Annotated in this window: 23 protein-coding genes and 1 pseudogene; 11 read left to right on the plus strand and 13 right to left on the minus strand. The window is 66.3% G+C overall.

Translation table 11 applies throughout. From position 1 onward, the window contains the following. The 4 genes and pseudogenes from B5520_RS00005 to B5520_RS00020 form a co-directional block, all read right to left on the minus strand. Positions 1-230, minus strand: a pseudogene (locus tag B5520_RS00005) (amino acid permease); the annotation flags it as partial. Between the two features lie 10 nt (positions 231-240). Continuing rightward, complete coding sequence (locus B5520_RS00010; protein ID WP_079595027.1) at positions 241-1,656, minus strand: aspartate ammonia-lyase; 1,416 nt, start codon at positions 1,654-1,656, stop codon at positions 241-243. A 6-nt stretch (positions 1,657-1,662) separates the two neighbouring features. Then, positions 1,663-2,721 (minus strand): asparaginase, encoded by a 1,059-nt coding sequence (locus B5520_RS00015; RefSeq protein ID WP_079595028.1) that lies wholly within the window; start codon positions 2,719-2,721, stop codon positions 1,663-1,665. Positions 2,722-2,744: 23 nt separating this feature from the next. Next, positions 2,745-3,434 carry a FadR/GntR family transcriptional regulator gene (locus B5520_RS00020; protein ID WP_104443662.1) on the minus strand — a complete coding sequence of 230 codons (690 nt, stop codon included), beginning with the start codon at positions 3,432-3,434 and terminating at the stop codon, positions 2,745-2,747. Between the two features lie 233 nt (positions 3,435-3,667). On the opposite strand from B5520_RS00020, the gene B5520_RS00025 reads away from it, so the two are divergent. Both B5520_RS00025 and B5520_RS00030 read left to right on the plus strand, forming a co-directional pair. Beyond that, on the plus strand, positions 3,668-3,934 hold the full coding sequence (locus B5520_RS00025) for a helix-turn-helix transcriptional regulator (RefSeq protein WP_079595030.1): 267 nt from the start codon (positions 3,668-3,670) through the stop codon (positions 3,932-3,934). Then, positions 3,931-5,175 carry a type II toxin-antitoxin system HipA family toxin gene (locus B5520_RS00030; protein WP_079595031.1) on the plus strand — a complete coding sequence of 415 codons (1,245 nt, stop codon included), beginning with the start codon at positions 3,931-3,933 and terminating at the stop codon, positions 5,173-5,175. The genes B5520_RS00025 and B5520_RS00030 overlap by 4 nt, the downstream gene beginning before the upstream one ends. Before the next feature lie 9 nt (positions 5,176-5,184). On the opposite strand, the gene B5520_RS00035 is transcribed toward B5520_RS00030, so the two are convergent. From B5520_RS00035 to B5520_RS00045, 3 genes are all read right to left on the minus strand, one after another. Then, entirely contained in the window at positions 5,185-6,126 is a 942-nt protein-coding gene (locus tag B5520_RS00035; RefSeq protein WP_079595032.1) for a hypothetical protein, read from the minus strand. A gap of 18 nt (positions 6,127-6,144) precedes the next feature. Beyond that, the gene (locus tag B5520_RS00040) at positions 6,145-6,762 is read right to left on the minus strand and encodes a uracil-DNA glycosylase (protein WP_079595033.1); all 618 of its coding nucleotides are present in this window, start codon (positions 6,760-6,762) and stop codon (positions 6,145-6,147) included. A gap of 300 nt (positions 6,763-7,062) precedes the next feature. Continuing rightward, a complete protein-coding gene (locus B5520_RS00045) occupies positions 7,063-8,412 on the minus strand; it encodes an HNH endonuclease (RefSeq protein WP_079595830.1) in 1,350 nt (449 codons plus the stop codon). A 485-nt stretch (positions 8,413-8,897) separates the two neighbouring features. Between B5520_RS00045 and B5520_RS00050 the strand changes: the two genes are divergently transcribed. Further along, positions 8,898-9,431 carry a GNAT family N-acetyltransferase gene (locus B5520_RS00050; RefSeq protein WP_079595034.1) on the plus strand — a complete coding sequence of 178 codons (534 nt, stop codon included), beginning with the start codon at positions 8,898-8,900 and terminating at the stop codon, positions 9,429-9,431. A 64-nt stretch (positions 9,432-9,495) separates the two neighbouring features. Here B5520_RS00050 and B5520_RS00055 read toward each other — a convergent pair whose 3' ends face one another. Then, positions 9,496-10,092 carry a DnaJ family domain-containing protein gene (locus tag B5520_RS00055; protein WP_079595035.1) on the minus strand — a complete coding sequence of 199 codons (597 nt, stop codon included), beginning with the start codon at positions 10,090-10,092 and terminating at the stop codon, positions 9,496-9,498. Positions 10,093-10,216: 124 nt separating this feature from the next. Here B5520_RS00055 and B5520_RS00060 point away from each other — a divergent pair, with 124 nt between their 5' ends. Next, on the plus strand, positions 10,217-12,574 hold the full coding sequence (locus tag B5520_RS00060) for a beta-galactosidase (protein ID WP_079595036.1): 2,358 nt from the start codon (positions 10,217-10,219) through the stop codon (positions 12,572-12,574). Positions 12,575-12,642: 68 nt separating this feature from the next. Continuing rightward, complete coding sequence (locus B5520_RS00065) at positions 12,643-13,161, plus strand: PaaI family thioesterase (protein WP_079595037.1); 519 nt, start codon at positions 12,643-12,645, stop codon at positions 13,159-13,161. A 104-nt stretch (positions 13,162-13,265) separates the two neighbouring features. On the opposite strand, the gene B5520_RS00070 is transcribed toward B5520_RS00065, so the two are convergent. Continuing rightward, the gene (locus B5520_RS00070) at positions 13,266-13,763 is read right to left on the minus strand and encodes an SRPBCC family protein (protein WP_079595038.1); all 498 of its coding nucleotides are present in this window, start codon (positions 13,761-13,763) and stop codon (positions 13,266-13,268) included. Between the two features lie 14 nt (positions 13,764-13,777). Then, a complete protein-coding gene (locus B5520_RS00075; RefSeq protein WP_079595039.1) occupies positions 13,778-14,110 on the minus strand; it encodes an ArsR/SmtB family transcription factor in 333 nt (110 codons plus the stop codon). Between the two features lie 54 nt (positions 14,111-14,164). Here B5520_RS00075 and B5520_RS00080 point away from each other — a divergent pair, with 54 nt between their 5' ends. Continuing rightward, positions 14,165-14,902 carry a Type 1 glutamine amidotransferase-like domain-containing protein gene (locus B5520_RS00080; protein ID WP_079595040.1) on the plus strand — a complete coding sequence of 246 codons (738 nt, stop codon included), beginning with the start codon at positions 14,165-14,167 and terminating at the stop codon, positions 14,900-14,902. Between the two features lie 26 nt (positions 14,903-14,928). Here the strand turns inward: B5520_RS00080 and B5520_RS00085 are convergent, their stop codons facing one another. Further along, positions 14,929-15,663 (minus strand): GAF and ANTAR domain-containing protein, encoded by a 735-nt coding sequence (locus B5520_RS00085; RefSeq protein ID WP_079595041.1) that lies wholly within the window; start codon positions 15,661-15,663, stop codon positions 14,929-14,931. A gap of 71 nt (positions 15,664-15,734) precedes the next feature. Here B5520_RS00085 and B5520_RS00090 point away from each other — a divergent pair, with 71 nt between their 5' ends. From B5520_RS00090 to B5520_RS00110, 5 genes are all read left to right on the plus strand, one after another. After that, complete coding sequence (locus B5520_RS00090; RefSeq protein WP_079595042.1) at positions 15,735-16,454, plus strand: GAF and ANTAR domain-containing protein; 720 nt, start codon at positions 15,735-15,737, stop codon at positions 16,452-16,454. 9 nt (positions 16,455-16,463) lie between these two features. Next, positions 16,464-16,799, plus strand: a complete 336-nt coding sequence (locus tag B5520_RS00095) for a hypothetical protein (protein WP_079595043.1) — start codon at positions 16,464-16,466, stop codon at positions 16,797-16,799. Between the two features lie 184 nt (positions 16,800-16,983). Next, positions 16,984-17,712, plus strand: a complete 729-nt coding sequence (locus B5520_RS00100; protein WP_079595044.1) for a GAF and ANTAR domain-containing protein — start codon at positions 16,984-16,986, stop codon at positions 17,710-17,712. A gap of 2 nt (positions 17,713-17,714) precedes the next feature. After that, positions 17,715-17,966, plus strand: coding sequence for a hypothetical protein (locus tag B5520_RS00105; protein WP_079595045.1), 252 nt, complete (start codon positions 17,715-17,717; stop codon positions 17,964-17,966). Further along, positions 17,963-18,730 carry a GAF and ANTAR domain-containing protein gene (locus B5520_RS00110; RefSeq protein WP_254865420.1) on the plus strand — a complete coding sequence of 256 codons (768 nt, stop codon included), beginning with the start codon at positions 17,963-17,965 and terminating at the stop codon, positions 18,728-18,730. Before B5520_RS00105 ends, B5520_RS00110 begins: the two co-directional genes overlap by 4 nt. A gap of 3 nt (positions 18,731-18,733) precedes the next feature. Here the strand turns inward: B5520_RS00110 and B5520_RS00115 are convergent, their stop codons facing one another. Together B5520_RS00115 and B5520_RS00120 are read right to left on the minus strand one after the other, a co-directional pair. Further along, the gene (locus tag B5520_RS00115) at positions 18,734-19,651 is read right to left on the minus strand and encodes a siderophore-interacting protein (protein ID WP_079595832.1); all 918 of its coding nucleotides are present in this window, start codon (positions 19,649-19,651) and stop codon (positions 18,734-18,736) included. Positions 19,652-19,659: 8 nt separating this feature from the next. Beyond that, complete coding sequence (locus B5520_RS00120) at positions 19,660-20,667, minus strand: ABC transporter substrate-binding protein (RefSeq protein ID WP_254865421.1); 1,008 nt, start codon at positions 20,665-20,667, stop codon at positions 19,660-19,662. Positions 20,668-20,765 lie beyond the last annotated feature (98 nt).

The raw sequence follows: 20,765 nt of genomic DNA on the forward strand, positions 1-20,765 counted from the left end.
GCGAAGAATCCGCAGACCGCGTACGCGATGACCAGCGACGGGCCCGCTGCGTTCAGCCGCCCGCCGGCGCCCAGGAACAGGCCGGTACCGATCGCACCGCCGATCGCGATCATCTGGATCTGCCGCGGTTTGAGGTTCTTGTGGTAACCCTTGTCCTCGGCATGCAACGCCGACTCGGAAGCATGGGCCTGCGGCGGGACTGTGTGGTCCGTGATGGGGGGATTTGTCATGGGGGATGTCCTATTTGCTGAGGTTGGCAAGGCGTTCGGGGCTAAGGAGTTCCTGGAGCTGGGTGTTGGTGAGGAGCCCGTGTTCGAGGACGAGCTCGGCCACGCCCTTGCCGGTGGCAAGTGCCTCCTGGGCGATGGCGGTTGCGGTGGCGTAGCCCAGGTGGGGATTCAGGGCGGTGACCAGGCCGATGGACTGTTCCACGGTGAGGCGGAGGTGTTCGGTGTTTGCGGTGATGCCCCGGATGCAGCGGGCCGTGAGGGTGCGGCAGGCTGCTTCCAGGTGGGAAATGCTCTTGTGGAGGCTGTGGACAATCACCGGTTCAAAGGCGTTGAGCTGGAGCTGCCCGGCTTCGGCCGCCATGGTGATGGTGACGTCGTTGCCGATGACTTCGTAAGCCACCTGGGAGACCACTTCCGGGATCACCGGATTGATCTTGCCGGGCATGATGGAGGAGCCGGACTGCACTGCCGGCAGGTTGATTTCGCCGAAGCCGGCGCGGGGGCCGGAGGAAAGCAGGCGGAGGTCGTTGCAGATCTTGGAGAGCTTGACGGCAACGCGCTTGAGCACGCCGGACAGGTGCACGAACGCCCCTACGTCCTGGGTTGCCTCGATCAGGTCCGGGGCGGTGACCAGGGGCAGGCCGGTGATCTCAGCAAGGTGCCTGCAGGCTGCCGCGGCGTAGCCGGCGGGGGCGTTCAGTCCGGTTCCGATGGCGGTGGCCCCGAGGTTGATCTCGTGGATCAGCAGTTCGGCCTCGGCCAGGCGGAGCCGGTCTTCGCCGATGGTGATGGCGTAGGTGCCGAATTCCTGTCCCAAAGTCATGGGCACGGCGTCCTGCAGCTGGGTGCGTCCCATCTTCACCACGGTGCGGAACTCGAGGGCCTTGGAGGCGCAGGCTTCCTCGAGTTCGGCCAGTGCGTCCAGCAGCTCCCGTGCGGCGAAGATCGTTCCGAGCTTCACGGCGGTGGGGTAGACGTCGTTGGTGGACTGGCTGAGGTTGACGTGGTCGTTGGGGTGCAGCCGGGCGTAGTCGCCCTTGGGGTGGCCGAGGATTTCAAGCGCCCGGTTGGCAATGACCTCGTTGGCGTTCATGTTCGACGACGTTCCCGCGCCGCCCTGGATGACGTCGACGACGAACTGGTCGGCGAGGCGGCCGTCCAGGATGTCCTGGCATGCCTGTTCGATGGCCGCCGACCGTTCGGCATCCAGCAGTCCAAGCTCCCGGTTGGTGCGGGCGGCGGCGAGTTTCACCGCCGCGAGGCCGCGGACCAGGTGCATGTTGGAGGAGAGCTTCTGGCCGGTGATGGGGAAGTTCTCCACAGCGCGGAGGGTGTGCACGCCCCAGTAGGCGGCGGCGGGGACGTCGCGGTCGCCGAGCAGGTCGTGCTCGGAGCGGATGTCCGCGGCGGTTTCGATGATAGTCATGGGTCCTTACGGGGCTTCGTTGACGGGTTTGGACAGGAAATCAGTGGCTTGAAGCTGGCCGACCTGGTGGCCGCCGCCCAGCACGGGCGCCGTTGCAATGGCGGCGAGCGGCGCGGTGTCCACACCGAGGGCTTCCAGCAGTTTGACGGTGGCGGGCATCCGGGCGCGGTCGCCGCCGTCGGAAATCTTGACGGCCACGGCGCTGCCGTCGGGCAGGCCCACCAGCTGGACGCCTTCGAAGCCGTCCTTTGCGACAGCGCCGGGGAGCAGCCGCATGAGCCCGGTGACGTCGCGGCCTTCGCCGGCCACCATCTGCGGGTGCTGCTGCATGGCGAGTCCGACGGCGGCTTCCGTGCTAGGTACATCAGGCGAGGCGCCGCCGTCGGACGCGTTCCCAAGGGGACCGGCCGCCCGGGCGAGGCGGCCGAAGGCGCGGGCCATGCCGCGGAGGGTCAGTGCGAACAGCGGGGTGCCGCAGCCGTCCGTGCTGATGGCAAGGGGCTGCTCCCCGGCCAGGTCGGTGACGGTACGGGCAACGAGTTGCTGCAGCGGGTGGGCGGGGTCAAGGTAGCCGCGCACCGGCCAGCCGTTGATCACGCAGGTGGCGGCCATGGCGGCGTGCTTGCCGGAGCAGTTCTGGGTGAGCTGGGTGGCCCGGCCGCCGGTGCGAAGCCATTCCTCGCGCTCGGCCACGCCGTAGGGCAGGTCCGTGCTGTTCTCCAGGTCGGTGATGGCCAGGCCGTGCAGTTCGAGGATGCGCAGCGCGCCGTCCCGATGTTCGGCTGCGCCGGAGTGGCTTGCCGCGGCCAGTGCCAGGAGGTCCGCGGGGAGTTCAAGTCCTGCCCGGATCATGGCGACGGCCTGGAGCGGCTTCAGGGAGGACCGGGGGTAGAACGCAGCCAGCGGATCGCCTGCTGCTGCCTGGATTGAGCCATCTGCGGCGAGGGCGATGGCCGAGCCGTAATGGACGCTTTCCACGAGGCCGTCGCGGATGGCGGCGACCAGGGGCTGGTGCTGCGGCAGGGCGGCAGCAGTGTGGGCAGCAGAAAGCGCAGGGGAGAGCATGAATTCCTTGAAGGTTGCTGGAGTTACTTGTTCAGGATGGAGTCGAGGGCAACGCCCACGGCGTGCAGGTGGTGGGCCATGGCGGCGCGGGCGTCTTCCGCGGAGCCGGCCTCGATGGCGGCAAGGATCTGCTGGTGTTCGACGTCGGAGGCGTGCTGCCGGTCTGCCACCATGTTCAGGGTTTCCGACTGGTGCGCCAGGGCGTCACGGATATCGGCCACTACGCTGGCGAACACCTTGTTGCCGCTGGCGCGTGCGATCGCAGCGTGGAAGCTGGAGTCCAGGGCAACCCAGGATTCCGGATCTGTTTCGGTGGCCATGGCCGCCACGATGTGGCGGAGGGTTTCCAGTTCCTCGTCGGTACGGCGCTCGGCCGCCAGCCCCGCTGCCGGAACCTCGATGTGCGGTCTTGCCTCCGTGAGGTCCCGGGCTGAGTACTGGCCGAGGGTGAGGTCATTGGCCACCTTGTTGGCCACGACGAAGGTGCCCTTGCCCGTCTTGGTGACCGTGAGGCCCAAGGCGGTGCAGGACCTCAGGGCTTCCCGGATCACCGAGCGGCTCACTCCGTACTGCTGCGAAAGCGTGGCCTCCGAGCTGAGCTTGCTGCCCACTGCTACCAGCCCGGACTCAATGTCCTCGCGGAGGGCGTTGAATACGGCCTCCGCAGCACTCAACCGCGCCAAGGGGCGCGCCGAGGCGTGGCTGGCGGCCATTCCGCGGGCGGCTGCTCCGGCTGCAGGCTGTCCTGCTGTCCGGCTGTCTGACAGGTTCACGCTTTAAATATGGCACCGGTCACACGAGGTGTCAATGCGAGGTGTCAGCGGAGGCAAGCTCGGGGCTTGGCGAAAGGTACGTTCGTGCCGTTTCTCCCTTTTCTTACAGGATGCCCGGGCGTATCCTCTCCAATAAGACAAAAGATCGGCACGATCGTACCTATGGGAGGGTCATGATTCAGGAGCTTCCCCGGATCCTGGCCGCGGAAGTAAGGTCGCGCCGCACCTCGCTCGGCCTCACGCAGCGGGACCTGGCTGACATGGCCGGCGTTTCTGAGCGGTTTGTCCGTTTTGTGGAGCAGGGTAAGCCGAGCATCCAGCTGGATTCGCTTCTTGCGGTCCTCAACACCCTCGGGCTCGAGCTTCAGGTCGCAACCAAAACCAGCCAGGCCCGCCGCGCTGAAGCCGGTCCCGGGGCCCGGGAAGTGGCCGTGCCATGAGGCACCGCATCGCTGACATCTACAAGGCAGGTGTGCTGGCGGCCAGGCTGGAAAGGCACGACGGCGGGACCCGCTTCAGCTACCTCCCGGCGTATCTCGCATCCGGGGGACCCGCCGTCGCGACGTCCCTGCCGCCCACCAACGAGCCGGTCCTGTCTGCTGCGGGCGCTGCTCCGCCCTATTTCACCGGCCTCCTCCCGGAGGGCCGCCGGCTCAATGCCCTGCGGCGGTCCATCAAAACCAGTGCCGACGACGACCTGTCCCTCCTCATCGCGGCAGGCGGAAATCCTGTGGGCGACGTCCAGATCGTGGGTCACGGGGAGCCGCTGGACCCCGATGAGCATGCGGTCCAGCTGGATCCGAAGCTTCCCGTGGACTTCGATCAGCTGCTCGGTGACCCGGATCTGATCGACCCCGTGGCGCTGGCCGGCGTCCAGGACAAGCTGTCCGCCGGGATGATTTCCCTTCCCGTGGCAAGCGCCGGGAAGAGATTCATCCTGAAGCTCAACGCGCCCGAGTTCCCGCACGTGGTGGAGAACGAACTGGTGATGTTCCGCTACGCCGCCAAGCTCCGGATCCCGCTGAGCCGGGTCCAGCTGATCAGGGATGTTGCCGGCAGGCCGGGGCTGCTGGTGGAACGCTTCGACCGTGTGCCCGTCGCCAGTGGCGGCCCTGACGACGTGTTGCGCCTCGCGGTGGAGGACGGCGCGCAGGTGCTCAAGCTCTATCCGGCCGACAAGTACAACGTTGGCTACGGGCAGGTCTGCCACGCGCTGGCGGACCACTGCTCCGCGCCCCTTCCGGCGCTTCGGAACCTCGCCATCCAGGGGGCGTTTGCCTGGCTGACCGGCAACGGGGATCTGCACGCCAAGAATGTGTCCATGGTCCGGCATCCTTCCGGTGAATGGGCCATCGCACCGGTGTACGACATTCCCTCCACGGTCGTTTACGGCGACAAGACCCTGGCTCTGACCATGAACGGCAAACGGACGGGCATCTCGCGCCGCCATTTCCTGGGGTGGGCCACGGAGCTTGGACTTCCCGAGCGCGCTGCCGTCCAGGGGCTTGAGCTAGCGCTGAAAGCGTCGGGGCCGCTGGTGGCCGACCTGGAGGCAGGGACCGCCTTCGCCGCCGTCACCATCCAGAAAGACAACGACGACGGCGCTTCGCCCTTCCCCGACATGGTCACCAGGGCGTGGGTCAAGGAGCTCAAGCACCGGCGCCGCCTGCTGGAAGGATAGCGGTCCGCCTCACGCGTCCTGTTGTCGGGACCCGTCATACCAGCGCAGGACCCGGAGTGCTCGCAGCGTATTCCAGCGGCTGGGCAGCCCGTCTCCATCCTCCAGCGCGAAGTGGACCTTGCCGGGGTGGGTGTTCTCCAGCAGCCAGGTGCCGTCCGGTTGCTGCTTGGAGCGGATTAATTCCACCGCTTCAACGAGGCGTTGGTCCGGCGCGGCCCCAGTTGCCCGGAAGTAGTCCAAGCCTCGGAGGACGTCGTAGAACCAGCGCGTGGGATAGGAGAAGAGCAGCCAGTCCCTGCTGATCAGTTCGCCGGTGGATTTCCGCCGCAGCAGCTGGCGCTCCAGGAGGTACTTCTCGGCGGTTCTCCGGGCGGCGCGGGACTCTGGCGTCCCGCCGGTCGCGAGTTCGAACTCCAGCAGCCCTTCCAGGACGCAGATCGTGCTGTGGAATGAGGAACGCGTGGAGCCGCGTTCGGCCTCGCAGTTCCAGCCGCCGTCGGCCAGCTGTTCCTTGGTGAGGAGCTCAACCACGCTTTCCACGGTCTCGCCGAAATAGGCTCCCAGTGCGGCAGTCATGCCGTTGATGCAGGGTTCCACCTCACCCTCGAAAAAGGGCTGGTTGCCTTCCTCCCAACGGCTGTTCTCCCGTACCAGGGAGACCGCGTGGCGGGCCTCCGGGCTGTCAGGAAGCAGGCCAAAGTCGCGCAGTAGCAGGAGGCTGTAGGTGGTGGCGGTCCAGGGCTGGTTGTCGGGGTCGTCGTCCTGGGCCGGCCAGTACGTGCCGCCTGCCCATTGGCCGTCCGCTCCCTGCAGGGCAAGCAACCGGGCGCCCCAGCCCTGGGTCGCGACGCGTTTCCGCTCGGCCAGGACTTCATGTTCCGAAGCATCGGTAAGGTCGCAGAGGGCCTGCCAGCGGATGGCCGGGTCTGAGTCGAGCAGCCAGTCAAGCACTTTCTGTATGACGGCGTGTCAGAGGTGCTGGATGCCTGCCCGCTGCATGGCGTCCTTGTAGATCTCCACGTTCTTGGCCAGGAGTTCCTCCTGTTTGGCTTCGGAGACGGCGAATGCCCGCCCCCCGAGCGCCGTGGCCTTGTAGACCTTGATGCCGCTGTTCTTCAAGGACGAGTGGTACGTCTTTTCGAAGAGGGTGAGGAAGCTGGAGGCGTCGGTGCCGTGGGCGATGATCGCGGAAACGCGGGAGTTGATTTTGAGGAACTGTCGGAAGGGGCGGAGGCCGTCAGTCTTTTCCTGCACGCTCAGCGCTGATGGGCTGCCGGGGTCGCGGACCCACGGGTAGGCGTTCCACGGCATCACGTAGCGGGGATCGAGCTCGGCGAGTTCGTAGATCTGGGTGGCGCGGCGGGCGGCTTCATCATCGTTGTAGTGGGAGACAAATCCGGACTCGGTGCCCTTTCCCGGGCTGACCTGCAGGCTGACTATCCGGCATTCGTCCTCGTCGTGCACCGGATCGATGTAGGGGACGGTTGAGCCCGGCTTCTTTTCCATCAGTTCGTCGCAAAGCTGGGTTACCTTCGCGATGTTCGGTTCCTGTAGCAGGGCCTTTTTTTCGTCCCAATCAATCGTCACGATTTCTCCCTCAGCAGCAAGGCGTCCAGAATCAGGCGTCTTAGGCCACTCTACGCTTCCCCGGATGAGGGTGGGCAGGGGAAATTCAGCGGCAACCTCTGTCACGGCACAAGTGGGAGCCGAGTGGCGGTTGCTGGTTGCCCAAACTACTGCCCGCTCCAAACTACTGCCCGCTCCAACCTGCTGGCCCTGCCCTGCCCAGCACGTGGACAGCATGCTTCATCGCTTCCTGGCACCGAACCGGTTCCGGAAGCGGATTGTGAACGGTACGACGACGGATGGCTGGCTCAGTTCCAGCTGTCACCTGCCTGCCGGGCACCGCTTTTCGGTCAGGCGACGCTGGGGCAGCGTCGCCTGATGGTGAGGAGCCTCGGGCAGAGGGGCCACCTCCCGTGAAGTCCCTGGCAGTGGGGGCGCGGTCGATCGGTACGTGTGGCCTGTTGGGGTTCGGGTTTCGACTGTGTGGCGGGTTCCGGGGATGGGTTTGGCGGTCCAGCCGGGGTTTTCCTTGGTGTGGTTGCAGGCTTCGCAGAGCCCTTGGCCGTTGCCGGCGGTGGTTGGGCCCTCGTTGTGCCAGGGGACGACGTGGTCATCATGCCGGATCGGCGCGTCGCAGTAGGGGGTACGGCAGGTGTCGTCCCGGACCTGGAGGAAGCGGCGGAGCCCGGGCGGGAAGAGCCTGGCTTTTGAGTCCATCGCGACCAGCTCACCGGTGCCGGGGGCTGTGTAGAGCCTGCGGACCCAGACGGACAATTCATGCTGATCAGAAGTGCCAGCAATAGCACCATAGCCAACACCAACAGCAGTGCCAGAACCAGCGTCCGGGGCGGCCATCCCCGCTGAACCGGTGCCGGTTGTCCTGTTCAGGATGTTTTCGCGCGCCCATTGTGCGGGGACGGTGCCGTAGCCGGTGAGCCGGGCGGGTTCGCTGTCACCTTGAAAAAGGGTGCGGTCGGTCATCACGAGCTGGATGTCGATCCCGGTGATCCCGCCCGGGGTGCCGGTGACGCGCTCGACCAGGGAATCGGCCATGATCTTGCCCCTGGAGCGTTCATCACCGGAGGACCGCAAGGTATCGGCGTGCCGGGTCAGGGAAGCGTACGCGGCCACACCCTCGGCGACGGGCAGCAGCGCGGTCAGGTAGGTCATGGTGTCCGGCGCCGGACGAAGGCTCACATTGCGTTCGGTCACGGCACGGCTGGCCCGCCGCGCCACGGACTTCGGATCCCGCCGGTAGGCGGCGGCCCGGACAGCGGCAACAATGGCTCTGTCTCCGGCGCCGGTGAACGTGCCGGTGTCTGCGGCGAGCTCTTCGTCCACCGCCTGCCGGTCCTCGACCGACAGGCAGGCTGTTTCCCGCACGACCAGCGTGGCGCGCCATTCATTCAGCTGACCCGCCCGGAACGCCGCAAAGGTGTGCGGCATTTCCTTTCCGGCCTTGGCCAGGCCCAACAACCGCCCGCCCCGGGACGGTGATTCCCGCCGCGCCAGCGCAATTTGGGCACCCACGCCGGCACCGAGTTCATCGGCAGGGACCCCGGCGGCGACTTGGACCCGGCGCTGGAACAGGTCAAAAGCAACAGCGATATCGGCCTGCTTAGCAGCCGCGGCAGACTTCAAATCCTCAAGCTCCCGCAGCTGATCAATCATGCCGGCACCATCAGCGCAGACCCGCACCGCATCCAAGGCAACCCTGACATCAGCGACCGACGGCACAGCCACCAGGGCCTCCCGGACATCAGCAACCGACGGCACAGCCACCAGGGCCTCCCGGACAGCGGCAACCGACGGGACAGCCGCCAGGGCCTTTCGGACGTCGGCGACCGGCGGCACAGCAGCCTGGGCGTTCCGGACATCAGCAACCGGCGGCACGGCAGCCTGGGCGTCCTGAACAGCGACGCCCAGCGGGACGCCAGCCATAGCTTCCAGGACGGTGTCGACGGACCGGACATCAGCAACCAACGATTCAGCATAAGCAGCCGGCACACAGGGAATGCCCGCCCCGCTGACCCCTTCCAAAGCCCTAACCGCTTCCATAAACAAAGTCTTCCAGCAGGGTGTGACAATTGCCGGGACCAAAAGTTCCTATGTGGAAAACCGGGGCAAGGCCCAGTCCCTCTGCCACAATAAGCGGCGTGAAGACCCTCGAAACGGAGCGGCTGATCCTCCGCCAGTGGGAGCCGGAGGACGCGGACTTCGTGCTGGATCTCTACTCGCGCTGGGAGGTGCAGCGCTTCATCGGCAACCCGCCGCAGGTCATGACGAACCGGGCCCAGGCCGAAGAACGCATCCGCGCGTGGCGGGACATGGGTCACCCGGTCCATGCGGTGTGGGCGGTCCAGCTCAAAGCCGGAGGACAACTCGCCGGAACCCTGCTCCTGAAGTCCATCCCGGCGTCGGGCCGATTGCCGCTGCAGCCGTCCGGGGACACGGAAATCGGCTGGCACTTCCACCCGGACTTCTGGGGACAAGGTTATGCAACGGAGGCCGCCGCAGCCGTCCTCGCCTACGCCATGGACAGCGGCCTTCCCAAGGTTGTGGCCGTAACGGCACCGGCCAACACGGCCTCGCAGAAGGTGTGCATCCGGATCGGGCTGGTCCACCAAGGACAAACCGGGCGCTATTACAACGCACTCTGCGAGCTGTTTGAACTGGCTGGAAGCCCCTGAAAGCTACTGAACGTCCCTGAAAGGCACGCCGACGACGGCGGGAGGCACCGACGTCGTACGGCTCCTACCCAGTCCCTTTCCACAGCCGTTGCCACCAAGAGCGTGGTGCTTCCGGAGGCTCGGCCGTCGCCTCAACGGCCCGCGACGCCCGGCGCTGGCGCCAGCGCTTCACCTCATCCTCGACATCCCGGGTTTTGGTGATGACGGGCGGGCCGCCCTGGAGCTGTCGCCGTGCGTCGATGACGCGCCTGTTGAAGTCCACCAGGAGGTCCCGGACCTGCTGCTCCGTGTACTGGGCATCGAGCTTTGCATCCAGCTCGGCGTCCTCGGTGCGCAGGAGGATTGCGGGCGGGCCCAGGCCGCTGATGTTCTCCCTCTGGAGTAGGCCTTTGACCCACCAGTCGGGATCGTACGACTCCCCCAGCCCCGGAATCGGCTTGCCGGCGTATTTCAGGTTGTCGAACTTCCCCTGCGCCATGGCGTCGCGGACCAGGTATTCGGCCCTGGCGGCGTCGCTCACCTTGCGGCGCTTCTCCCGCTCCTTCTCATCCAGGGCGTCGAGGGCGGCTTCCTCCTCAGCGCTGATTCCCGCTCCGCGGTAGGACCGTACCTCGGCGGCGCGCTCCAGCCGCTTCCGGAAATCCCCCGTCCCGCTGCCCATCCGTGCCACCGCCTTACCTCGGTTAGTGCCTTCCTTCAAGTATTTCGAAGCCTTCCGCAGGGTTCAACGCCTGCCCGCACATCATGTGGGAAAGCGCTTCCCGAACTATGCAATACTCTGTCCTATGCCCAACCCCTCACCCGCGTCCAACACCCTCCGCGCCATCCATCAAGCATGGGACTCTCCGCTCACCTCGCCGGCCATGAGCAACACGCTGGACCGCCACGAAAGGTTCCGTGTCACCAACCGCTACCTGGAGATCGGCGGAAAACCGGGGATTCCGGTGTCCGGTGAACTCCATTTCAGCAGGGTGCCCCGGGAGCGGTGGGAGGAACGGCTGCGGCTGATGAAGGCCGGCGGAATCACCGTGGTGGCCTCCTACATCTTCTGGATCCACCACGAGCGCACGGAGGGAAAGGCCAGTTTCGACGGCGGCCTGGACGTCGCTGCGTTCGTCCGGCTGTGCGCGGAAGCAGGGCTGGACGTGGTGCTGCGGGTGGGCCCCTGGTGCCATGGCGAGGTCCGCAACGGCGGCTTCCCGGACTGGGTGCAGGCGGCCCCGGTGAAGCACCGGACCAATGATGCCGCCTACCTGGAGCTGGTGAAGCGCTGGTTCGGCTACCTGGGGCAGGAACTGGACGGGCTGATGGGCCCCGGCAGCAACGTGATCGGCATCCAGCTGGAAAACGAACTGTACGACCAGCCCGGGCACATCACCGAGCTCAAGAAGCTTGCACGGAATGCCGGCCTGTCCGCCCCCGTCTGGACCGCAACGGCGTGGGGTGGTGCCGAGCTTCCCGACGGCGAGGTCCTGCCGCTTTTCGGCGGTTACGGTGACGGGTTCTGGGTGGACGCCGACGCCCCATGGGATCCGACGTTCCGCGAACATTTCTTCTTCAGCCACGTCTGGGACGACCCCGGCATCGGCGCGGACCTTCGGGAGCAGTTCGGGAACGGAAGCGGGACGCGTGCGCCGCGCACGCCGTCGGCCCTGTTCCCGCCGGCCACCTGCGAGCTTGCGGGCGGCATGGCCTGTGCCTACCAGCGCCGGCCGTGGCCGCGGGGGCTCGACGTGGCAGCGGTGGCGCACAACAAGATCGGCAACGGCTCCGCTTGGCAGGGCTACTACATGTTTGCCGGCGGCATGAACCCGGCGGACGGGCTGCAGGAGTCGCAGGCGACTGGGTACCCGAATGACCTGCCCCGGTTCGATTACGACTTTCACGCACCGATCGGAGCATCAGGCCGGCTCGCGCCCAGCTTCGCCGCCCTCCGGAAACAGCACGCATTCCTGGCGGCCTTCGGCGACCGCCTCGCAGAAATGCCCTCCACCCTGCCCGAGGTGCTGCCGGCGGGCATCGACGACACCGACACGCTTCGGTGGGCCCTGCGCAGCGACGGATCCGCGGGCTTCCTCTTCATCACGTGGCACCAGCCGCACATCCCGCTCGATACTTACCGTGGAGCGCAGTTTGAGGTAATGCTCGACGGCGGCCCGGTCACCTTTCCCGAGGTCCCTGTCGACGTGCCGGCGGGAACCATCGCCCACTGGCCGATAAACCTGGAGGTGGGAAGTGTGACCCTTGAATGGGCCACAGCGTCCCCCTTGACAGTGCTGGAAGCTGCGCCGGGCGCTGTACCAACCTTGGTCCTGGCCGCCGAGGCCAGCGTCCCGGTGGAGCTCCGCTTCGCCTCGGGCACCGAGGTCAGTGGGCCAACACTCTCCGCACCGGGCCGCACGCAACGCCTCGCCGTCAGCGAACCCGTAGTGCTGACTGCCCAGTCAGGGGACGCCGTCCTCGACGTCCTGCTCCTCCCGGCCGGGCTCGCGGACCAGGCGTGGATTCTGGACGGCCGCCGCGGCCGCGACCTTGTGTTCTCCACCGACCCGCTGTGGCTGGACCGCGACGGGCTGCTGGCTGGAAGATCACAGGGAGAACCCGCGGTGGACCGCTACGACCCGCGGACGCGCTCGTTCGTACCCGTGGACATCGGGCACGCGGACAGCGTTCCTCGGCGCGAACGCAGCATCGAGGCCCGGCTGGTACGCCCGGCCCGCCCGGTTCCAGCGTCCTATGGAGAGGCGGCAAACCGGGCCGCCGCTCCCGAACCCGAGGTGATCGACGGGCTGGCGCAGGCGTACAGCCTGGACCTGCCGGCCGGGGCATTCGCCCAAGCCCACGCAGAGCTTGAGATCCACTGGGCCGGCGATGTTGCCCGCATCCTGGTGGACGGCGTGGCCGTGGCGGACCGGTTCTGGGACGGCTCGCCCTGGCTCCTCAACGTTTCAGACTGCGGCATCAGGCCTGGCGCCGACGTGGTTTTGCAGATTCTCCCGCTGTCCCCACGGGCCAAGGTGGGGCTGCCGGCCGAAGCACAACAGCGGAGGGAAACCATACCCGGTGATCTGCTGGCCTTGGACGCGGTCCGGCTGACCACGTGGACCGGGTGGCAGGAGAAGGCGGCGAGCAGCGTCGCCTAAGCTGGCACTGTCCCGGACACGGTTGGCAGTTTCCCGGGCAAGCACGGGCCGTCGAAGAGGAGAAGTCCATGGATGCGAGCGGGTCAGCGGAGCGCACGGAGACCTTCACCTGGACCGATCCGCGGATATCGCTGGAACACCTGCCGCGGATGTCCGGCCTGGAGTTTCTCACCGGGATGCGGGACGGCAGCATCCCGCGCCCGCCCATGGCCGCACTCATGAACCTGGATCTGGTGGACGTAGAGTCCGGCCGGGTGGAGTTCGAGTGCCGGCCCGCCGAGGCGCACTACAACCCGCTGGGTGTAGTGCACGGCGGCCTGGCCTGCACGCTCCTGGATACCGTGGTGGGCTGCGCCGCCCACAGCACGCTGGCCCCCGGGTTCGGCTACACCTCCATTGACCTTTCGGTCAGCTACCTCCGCCCCATCACCCTCAAGCACGCCATCCTGCGGGCGGAGGGATCGGTGGTGAAGACGGGATCGCGGGTGATCTTCGCGGAAGGGCGCATCATGGGGCCAACCGGCGAACTCCTGGCCACCGCCACGAGTTCCCTGCTGGTTTTTGCCGTGGCGGCGCCGAAGGAATAGCGGCAGCAGAGGCATAGGCACTAAAGGACAGCGCACCAAAGGACAGCGAACGACGGCGGGAGGTCCCGCCGTCGTTCGCTGTCCTTGTGGTGTGGCCGGCAGCCTCAGGCGTTGGCGTGCTCGGCGAGGATGGCGTCGATCTGGCCGACGGCGTCTTTCATGCCTTCTTCCATGCCCATCTGCACCATCTGTTCCATCTGCTCCTCCGATTCGAAGGTGGAGAGGATGGTCATCCTGGTGCGGTCGCCGGCGCCCTCGAGGTTGACGGAAGCGTGCGTGGTTCCCATGGAATCCACGGGCTGGCCGTTGTGATCGGCAAATCCATCGTCAAACGCCAGCCTCTTGGGGCCTTCGACAGTGCTGAAGCGCCACCAGCCACGGGCTTTTTCGCCCTCAGGACCGGTCATGTAGTAGCTGGCTTTTCCGCCCGGCCGGAAGTCGAATTCCTCGAAGGTGGCCGGCCAGGTAGGCGGGCCCCACCAGCGTTCCAGCTGGCGCGGGTCTTCCCAAAGGCGCCAGACACGCTGGACGTCAGCGTCGAACTCGGCAATGAGCGTGAAGCTGAGTGCCTCAAGATTCTTGGTGGAACTGATAACTGACATTGCAGAACCCTTCCTTATCCTTCAGCCAAAATGTCCGCGATCCGGTCAACACGCTGCCGCCAGATCGCCTCGTACTCATCGAGCAGCCGGCGGGCTTTCTGCAGGCCTTCATGGTTACCCCGCACAATCTGCTCCCTTCCGCGTTTCTCCTTGGTGACCAGGGATGCGCGCTCCAACACCGCCACGTGCTTCTGAACTGCAGCGAAACTCATGGCATAGAGGGCCGCGAGACCGGAGACTGAATACTCGCCGACCGTCACTCGCCGGACGATGTCGCGGCGGGTGGAATCTGCGAACGCCTGGAAGAGGCGATCAAGTTCGGCTTCGCGGAGCTGATCTACAACCATTTGGTTGTACGCTAGTCCTCGCGGAAGCGGGAGTCAATGGGTACGTTGAAGCCCATGAGCATTTTCCTTGCCGGCGCCGGGCCGGACCACCTGGCCTTCCCCGAGGTGTTTGACCGGTTCGCTCAGGAGGTGTCCCAGGCTGCGCGGACGGAACCTGCCCGGATCGCCGTGGTGGTCCATGACCGGGGCGGCAACCCGGAAAGCCGCCTGGCCGAGTACGCGGAACCATTGCGCGCCCGGCTGGCCTGCAACGTGGTGCCGGTGCTGCTCGGCCAGGACGGGCCGGCCGAGCCCGCACTCTTCGACGGGGTGGACGCGGTGGTGGTGGGCGGGGGACTGACGCCCGCCTATATGGAGGGCATGAACGCCGCGGCGGCCTCTATCTCGCGTCGGGTGGCAAGCGGTGCCCCGTACCTCGGTTTTTCCGCCGGGGCCATGGTCACTCCCGGAAGGGCACTCGTTGGCGGGTACCGCGTGGACGGAACGGAAGTATGCGGCGAGGAGTGCTCGGAGGGGTTGGACCACCTCGACATCCGGACCGGCCTGCGGCTCGTCCCGTTCACGGTGGATGTCCATGCCGCCCAGGCAGGAACGCTGGGCCGGGCCGTCGCTGCCGTTGCGGCGGGGCTGGTGGACAGGGCCGTCGCCATCGACGAAAACACCGCCCTCGTCCTGCCCGGTGCAGGGGCCGAAGATTTTGAGGTGATGGGAACCGGGAACTGCTGGGATATCCGCAGCGCGGCAACCGGCGCGGCAGCATCCGTCACCGTCGCTGTCCTGCGCGCCACCTGACGGCCGGCGGCACGCCCCCGTTGCTGCTACGCGTCGAAGTGCGTCTGGACGCCGCCGCCCGTCAACTGTTCGATCAGCTCCCGGGCAACATCGCGCAGCTTCCGGTTGCGGTTGCTGGAGACCTTGGTGAGGATTTCCATGGCTTCCGCCTGCGAGCAGCGGTTCTGGGCCATGATCACGCCGCAGGCCAGGTTGATCGCCGTCCTGCTTTCGAGTGCCGCCTCAAGGTCGTCAGCGCGGTTCTGGGCAGTATTGATCCGGACGGAGAGGTGCAGGGTGTTGTGGGCGGCCGCGGCAAATCCCACAGCTTTGTCATAGACGTCAGCGGTGAAAGCCCGGGGCTTGGTGGCAAAAAAGTTGAGCGCGGCACTGGCGTCGCCGCTGATCTCCAGCGGCACCCCCAGGGTGCTGTGCACGTTCCGCTCGGCGAGTTCCCGGTTATAGTCAGGCCAGCGTGGATCCTGGGCGACGTCGTCGATCATCACCGCTGACATCTCGCGCAACGCCTTTACGCAGGGGCCATCACCCATGCTTTGCTCGATATGGTCAAGCTCCACCGCCCGCTCACTGCTGCCTGCAGCTGTGGCTGGCCTGCGTTTCAGCTTGAGGGTGACCGCGCATTCGATCCGGTCATCGGCCGCCTCCGAAACAGCCGCAGCAGCCATTCCCGACAGCCCGGCCAGGAAGCCCACGATGCTCTCCGCGCCCACCAGGATCTCCTGTAGCTGGTGCACAGACTCGTTATCCGCAGAACTCGACATGGGGCCATCTTACTGTTGCGCTTCTGCAGCCGCAGCGGGTAAGGGAAAACATGGTGGCATATGCTGGGGATATGGCCCAGCAACTACCCCTCGACGAGCTCAGCACCGTGATCGCTCGCATCCAGGGGCTGCTGCTCACCGAGGAAAAGGTGACGACGGCGGTCCGCCTCCTGGCCCAGGCGGCGAAGGAGTCTGTGCCCGGAACCATCGGTGCCGGTGTTTCACTCCTGGATTCGCGTGGCCGCCGCACCAGCAGCGGCTACACGGACAAAATCGTGGAGCAGGCCGACGCCGCGCAGTACGACCACGGCGAGGGCCCGTGCCTCACCGCGTGGGCCGCGGAGGAGCCGGTGCTGGTGGAAGACGTCCAGTCCGACCAGCGGTGGCCCGAGTGGCGGAATGCGGTCAGGCTGCTGCCCATCCATTCTGTGGTGAGTGCTCCGCTGCTGGCCGGCAAGGAAGCCATCGGCGCCCTGAAACTGTATGCGGCAACCCCTCATACCTACGATGCCTCCAGCGTGAACCTGCTCCAGCTCTTCGCTGCCCCGGCTGCAACGCTGCTCTCGCACGTCCAGGCAAGTGAGGCTCCGAAGAAGATGACGGAAGGCCTGCAGTCATCGCTGCACAGCAGGGACGTGGTGAACCGCGCCTGCGGCGTCCTGATGGAACGGCTGGGTGTTCCGCACACAGCCGCGCTGCAGCAGCTGATGAAGCAGGCCAGGGAAGAGCGCACCACCTTGCAGAACGTCAGCGAATCCGTTCTGGCCGGGACGCCGGCGTCCGGGGACTAGGCGGCGCCCATGGGCTTCGATCCAAACGAACCGGAACAACGGCGCCGGCTCCGCGCAGCAATACGGGCCGCAGACATCACGGTGTCCGAGCTCTGGCTGAAGTACTTCAGCATGGCCGGAGACGCCGGCGAGTATGAAGTGGAGGCATACCTTCAGGGGCTTCTCTCGCTGCCGCCGGTCCAGCGTGACCTGCTGGCCCTCTCCGCCAACGAACTGATCGATGAACTCCCCCGGCCGCGGGCCCCCTACTCGGACGATTTCGCCTCTGAACCCGAGGTTTCCGAAAGCCGGGACGAGCGCAGTGGCGGGAGCGCTGACGGACGTACCGCCGGGCCAGACGAATAAAGCCGCGCTGCCCGTGAGGGGTTCCTCCTGCCGTATCCGAAACCCCTGCAGGGGCGTAGTGTCGGAAGTAGGAAATTTCGGGATAGCAACAGGATCCGGGGGTTGAATACACGGGCCGGAATGCAATGAGCGCAGGGGCCGACAGCCAGGGTGACAGCAAGGCGCAACTAGGGATCGAGGCCTCATGGCCGGCAGCGATGCACTGACTACCTCCGATGAATATCAGGACCTGCTGCTCGGGAGCGCCGAATTTTCCGACTTCCTCCTGGGCCTCGCCACCATGTCCGCAACATTGCTGGGCGCGGACACCCGTACGGTGTTCTGCACTATCACGGTAGAGCGCAACGGCGCCCCCTCCACGATGTCCAGCAGCAGTGATCTGGGCCGGCGGCTGGACGAGAGGCAGTACGCGGCCGACGCCGGACCATGCCTCACAGCCGTCCGGCAGCAGAGTGCCGTGCTGGTTGAGGACATGGCCACCGACCAGCGGTGGGGAAAGTATGCGCAGGCCGCCCTCAGCGAGGGCGTGCAAGCCATGCTTGCCGTGCCCATCCGCACTGACGACTCCTCACGCGCGGCGTTGAACTGCTACGCCCGAAAGGCCCACGCGTTCGACGAAGAAACCGTCAGCCTCCTGGAAACGCACGCGGCATCGATGTCCCGCATCCTCCGCCTGGCCCTCCGGCTGCACGCGCCGCAGGCCTATCCGGAACACCTCCGCAGAGCGCTGAAGTCCCGCGCCGTAGTTGACGCAGCCATTGCCCTCATCATGCTCCAGCACCGCGGCGGACGGGACGGTGCGCTGGAGCTGCTCCAGCTCGCCGCTGTGTCAAGCAACCGCAGGATCCAGCAAATTGCGACCGACATTGTTGACGGAGGCAGCTTCTCCGCGGCCCGGCTGGATGGAGGGTAGGAATGTATTCTGAGGGGACCGGAGGACCTGAAGAACTGAATGACGCCGCGGAACAGCGGCGGGGAGCAGCGCAACGTTTCCGGGACACGGAGCTCCCGCTGGTCAAGCTATGGACGTACTACTACGGGATCGGCGGGGACATCGATGAGGTGTCCCTGGACGCGTACCTCAATGAGGCGCTGGACCTCCCGGCCGCGCAGGTTGGGCTCATCACCACGGCGATGGCCGAAATGACGGAAGGTGATACCGAGTGAAGGACCACCACATCTCACCTGAAGGGTCACGGGCCGCAGAGTCTTTGGCGGACACGGAGCTGACGCTGCAGGAAATGGTCCTGCAAAGCCCTGACATCCGGGATTTCCTGGTTGAACTGGCCGTCCTGGCCGCGTCCCGGCTGTCCGTTCCCGGCAACCGCATCCACGGCGGCGTCACGGTGCTTCGGCACAAGCGGCCGGAAGCGGTTGCGTCCAGCGACGCCGTGGCGCACGCCCTTGACGAGATGCAAAACGGATTCGGAGACGGCCCGTGCCTTACCGCCCTCCGGTGCAAAGCCACCGTACTGGTGCCGGACCTCACCGCCGAGCGGCGGTGGGCGCCGTACGTCCGGACGGCTGCGGGAAAAGGGGTGTCGTCCATCCTTGCCGTGCCCCTGGACCTTGCCGGTGAAGCCGAGGCGGTACTTAACCTTTATTCAGGCTGCAGTAACGGTTTCTCCGGTGACGACATCGGCACCGTGGAGGCCTTCGCTCACCAGGCGGCAAGCTCGCTGCGGCTGGTCCTGCGCATCACCCAGCTCAGCGAGGCCAGAAATGATCTGGCCGCGGCAATGCAGTCACGCACCGTGATTGACATGGCCGTGGGCGCCATCATGGCCGAGAACAGGTGCACCCGGGACACAGCGTTTGCCATCTTGACCAAAGCGTCCAGCACGCGGAACACCAAGCTCCGCGACGTGGCCGCATCCGTGATCGCGTCCATCTCCGGGGAGAAACAGATTTCCACCCACTTCGACGTGTGACTGCTAGGAGTTCGGAGCTGTGACCGGCACGCCGTTGGCCCCGGAACCTGCTTTCCCCAGGCTCCAATAGCCCCGGAATTCCGAGGATCTCGGATCCACGCCGGCAGCCACCAGGCAGCGGCGAAGGGTCCTGACCGTCCCGGCTTCCGCACCCACCCACGCATAGGTGGAGCGCCACCCTCCGTTGCGTTCGACGACGGCGTGGACCGCCTGCTCCAGGCGGAGGCCGCGTGGTGCCGCGCCGCCGTCGCGGTTCAGCCAGGTGATCCGTACGCCGCTGCGCGTGGCCAGGGGAAGGACGTCCGCGGCTTCGGGGACTTCCAGGAAAGCGTGCCCGCCGATGTGGGGCGGAAGCGTTTCGAGGATGGAACTGATGGCGGGGACCGCCGTTTCGTCACCGGCCAGGAGGACGTGCTGCGCGCTGCCCGGCTTCCAGTTGATCCCCGCTTCGGGCAAAGGCGTGGCGGGCGTCATCGCAGTGGCGTCCGGTCCCACAAACCACGCCCGGCAGCCGGCCTCCGCCTCCTGCGCCCACCGCGATCCCGGCCCTGCATGGTCGCGGGGTCCCTGATGCAGCACAAAGTCGATATCGAGTTCCGGACCCGCAGGCGCATGCCGCAGGGCCCGGACGGTGTAGCTGCGGATGGAGCCGCGGCCGGGTTGCTCCTGCCGGAGCCAGTCCTGGTACCACCCCGCCTGCAGGAGTCCGCCGGGCGTGCCCGGCGGTTGGAGGTCATGGCCAGGGGTGGGCAGCAGCAGCTTGATGCGGAGGTCCAGGGTAGGTCCGGGCACCCCGAACGCCTGCAGCGCCGGACCGGTGAACGTGATGCGGCGGAAGCGCGGGCTCAGGTCCCGCACTTCCGACACCACGGCCTCGAACACCCGCACGGGGTGCCGGGAAACCAGGGTTGCGGCAGCCATCAGGGGCATTACGGCAGCTGCGGATCCACGCCGTAGTGCTTGGCCAGGTCAGTGATCACAGCGTGGGCGCCCTGAATACTGACCGAAGCCAGGAACGTGGCGTCGTCAACGTTGATGACCTCGCCCTGGAGCCGCTCCCACAACGGGTTCGACTGGAACGCTTCCTGCTGCGCGCGGGCCTTGTCGCCTTCGGCTCCGGCCGGGATGAAGGCGCTGACCATCACCAGTCCGGCGTCGCCCTGGAGGATCTGCTCGGCGGACAGCGGTACGAAGATCTCCTTCTCGCTGTCCGGCTGGTCCTTGGGGCGCGGAATGTTCATGTCCGCCATGATCTCGCCAATGAAGGAGTTCGAGGAGTAGAGCCGGGCAGTATCGCCGCCGGTGAAACGGATGAGGGAGTAGGTTGCGTCCGGCTTCTTGGCCAGGATCTCGGCTCCCACCTTCGCGGCGCGATCCTCGTAGGCCTTGACCAGTTCCTCGGCCTTGGCCTTCTTGCCCAGCGCCTCGCCCAGGAAAACGACGTTTTCCTTCCAGGTGGGTCCGGTGCTCACGGAGAAAATCGCGGGCGCGATCTTGGACAGCTGCGAGTACAGGGCCTCGTGGCGGACTTTCGCCGACACGATCAGGTCCGGCTGCAGTTCCAGGATCTTTTCCAGGTTGGGCTCGGCCAGGGTGCCGACGTTCACCGAATCCTTGGTGGCATCGGCTACATCGCCGAGGTAAGGGGCGAACGGAGCGTTGGGATCCTGCCGGTACTGCACGTAACCCACGAGGTCGGCCTCGAGCAGCAGGGCAGCATCGATGTAGCTGGGGTCCAGCGCAACAACGCGCTTGGGGACCGTTTCGATGCTGGTTGAACCCATGGTGTGTTCCATGGTCAGCGGGAAGCCTGCTGCTTCGGGAGCGGCGGAAGTGGTGTCACTGGTGGTGGCGGCCGGGGAGCCGCAGGCCGCGGTGGCCAGGAGTACCAGGCCGGCGGCAGCAGCGGTGAGCTGCTGGACAATGCGAATTTTCACGGGGAATGCCTTCACAAACGATGCGGGGATGCGACGCATTAGGTAAGGCTTACCTGCGCCGCCGTAGACTGTAGCAGGATTTGGCGGATTAGCTCACA

Source organism: Arthrobacter sp. P2b (assembly GCF_900168295.1).
Taxonomy (GTDB): Bacteria; Actinomycetota; Actinomycetes; order Actinomycetales; family Micrococcaceae; genus Arthrobacter.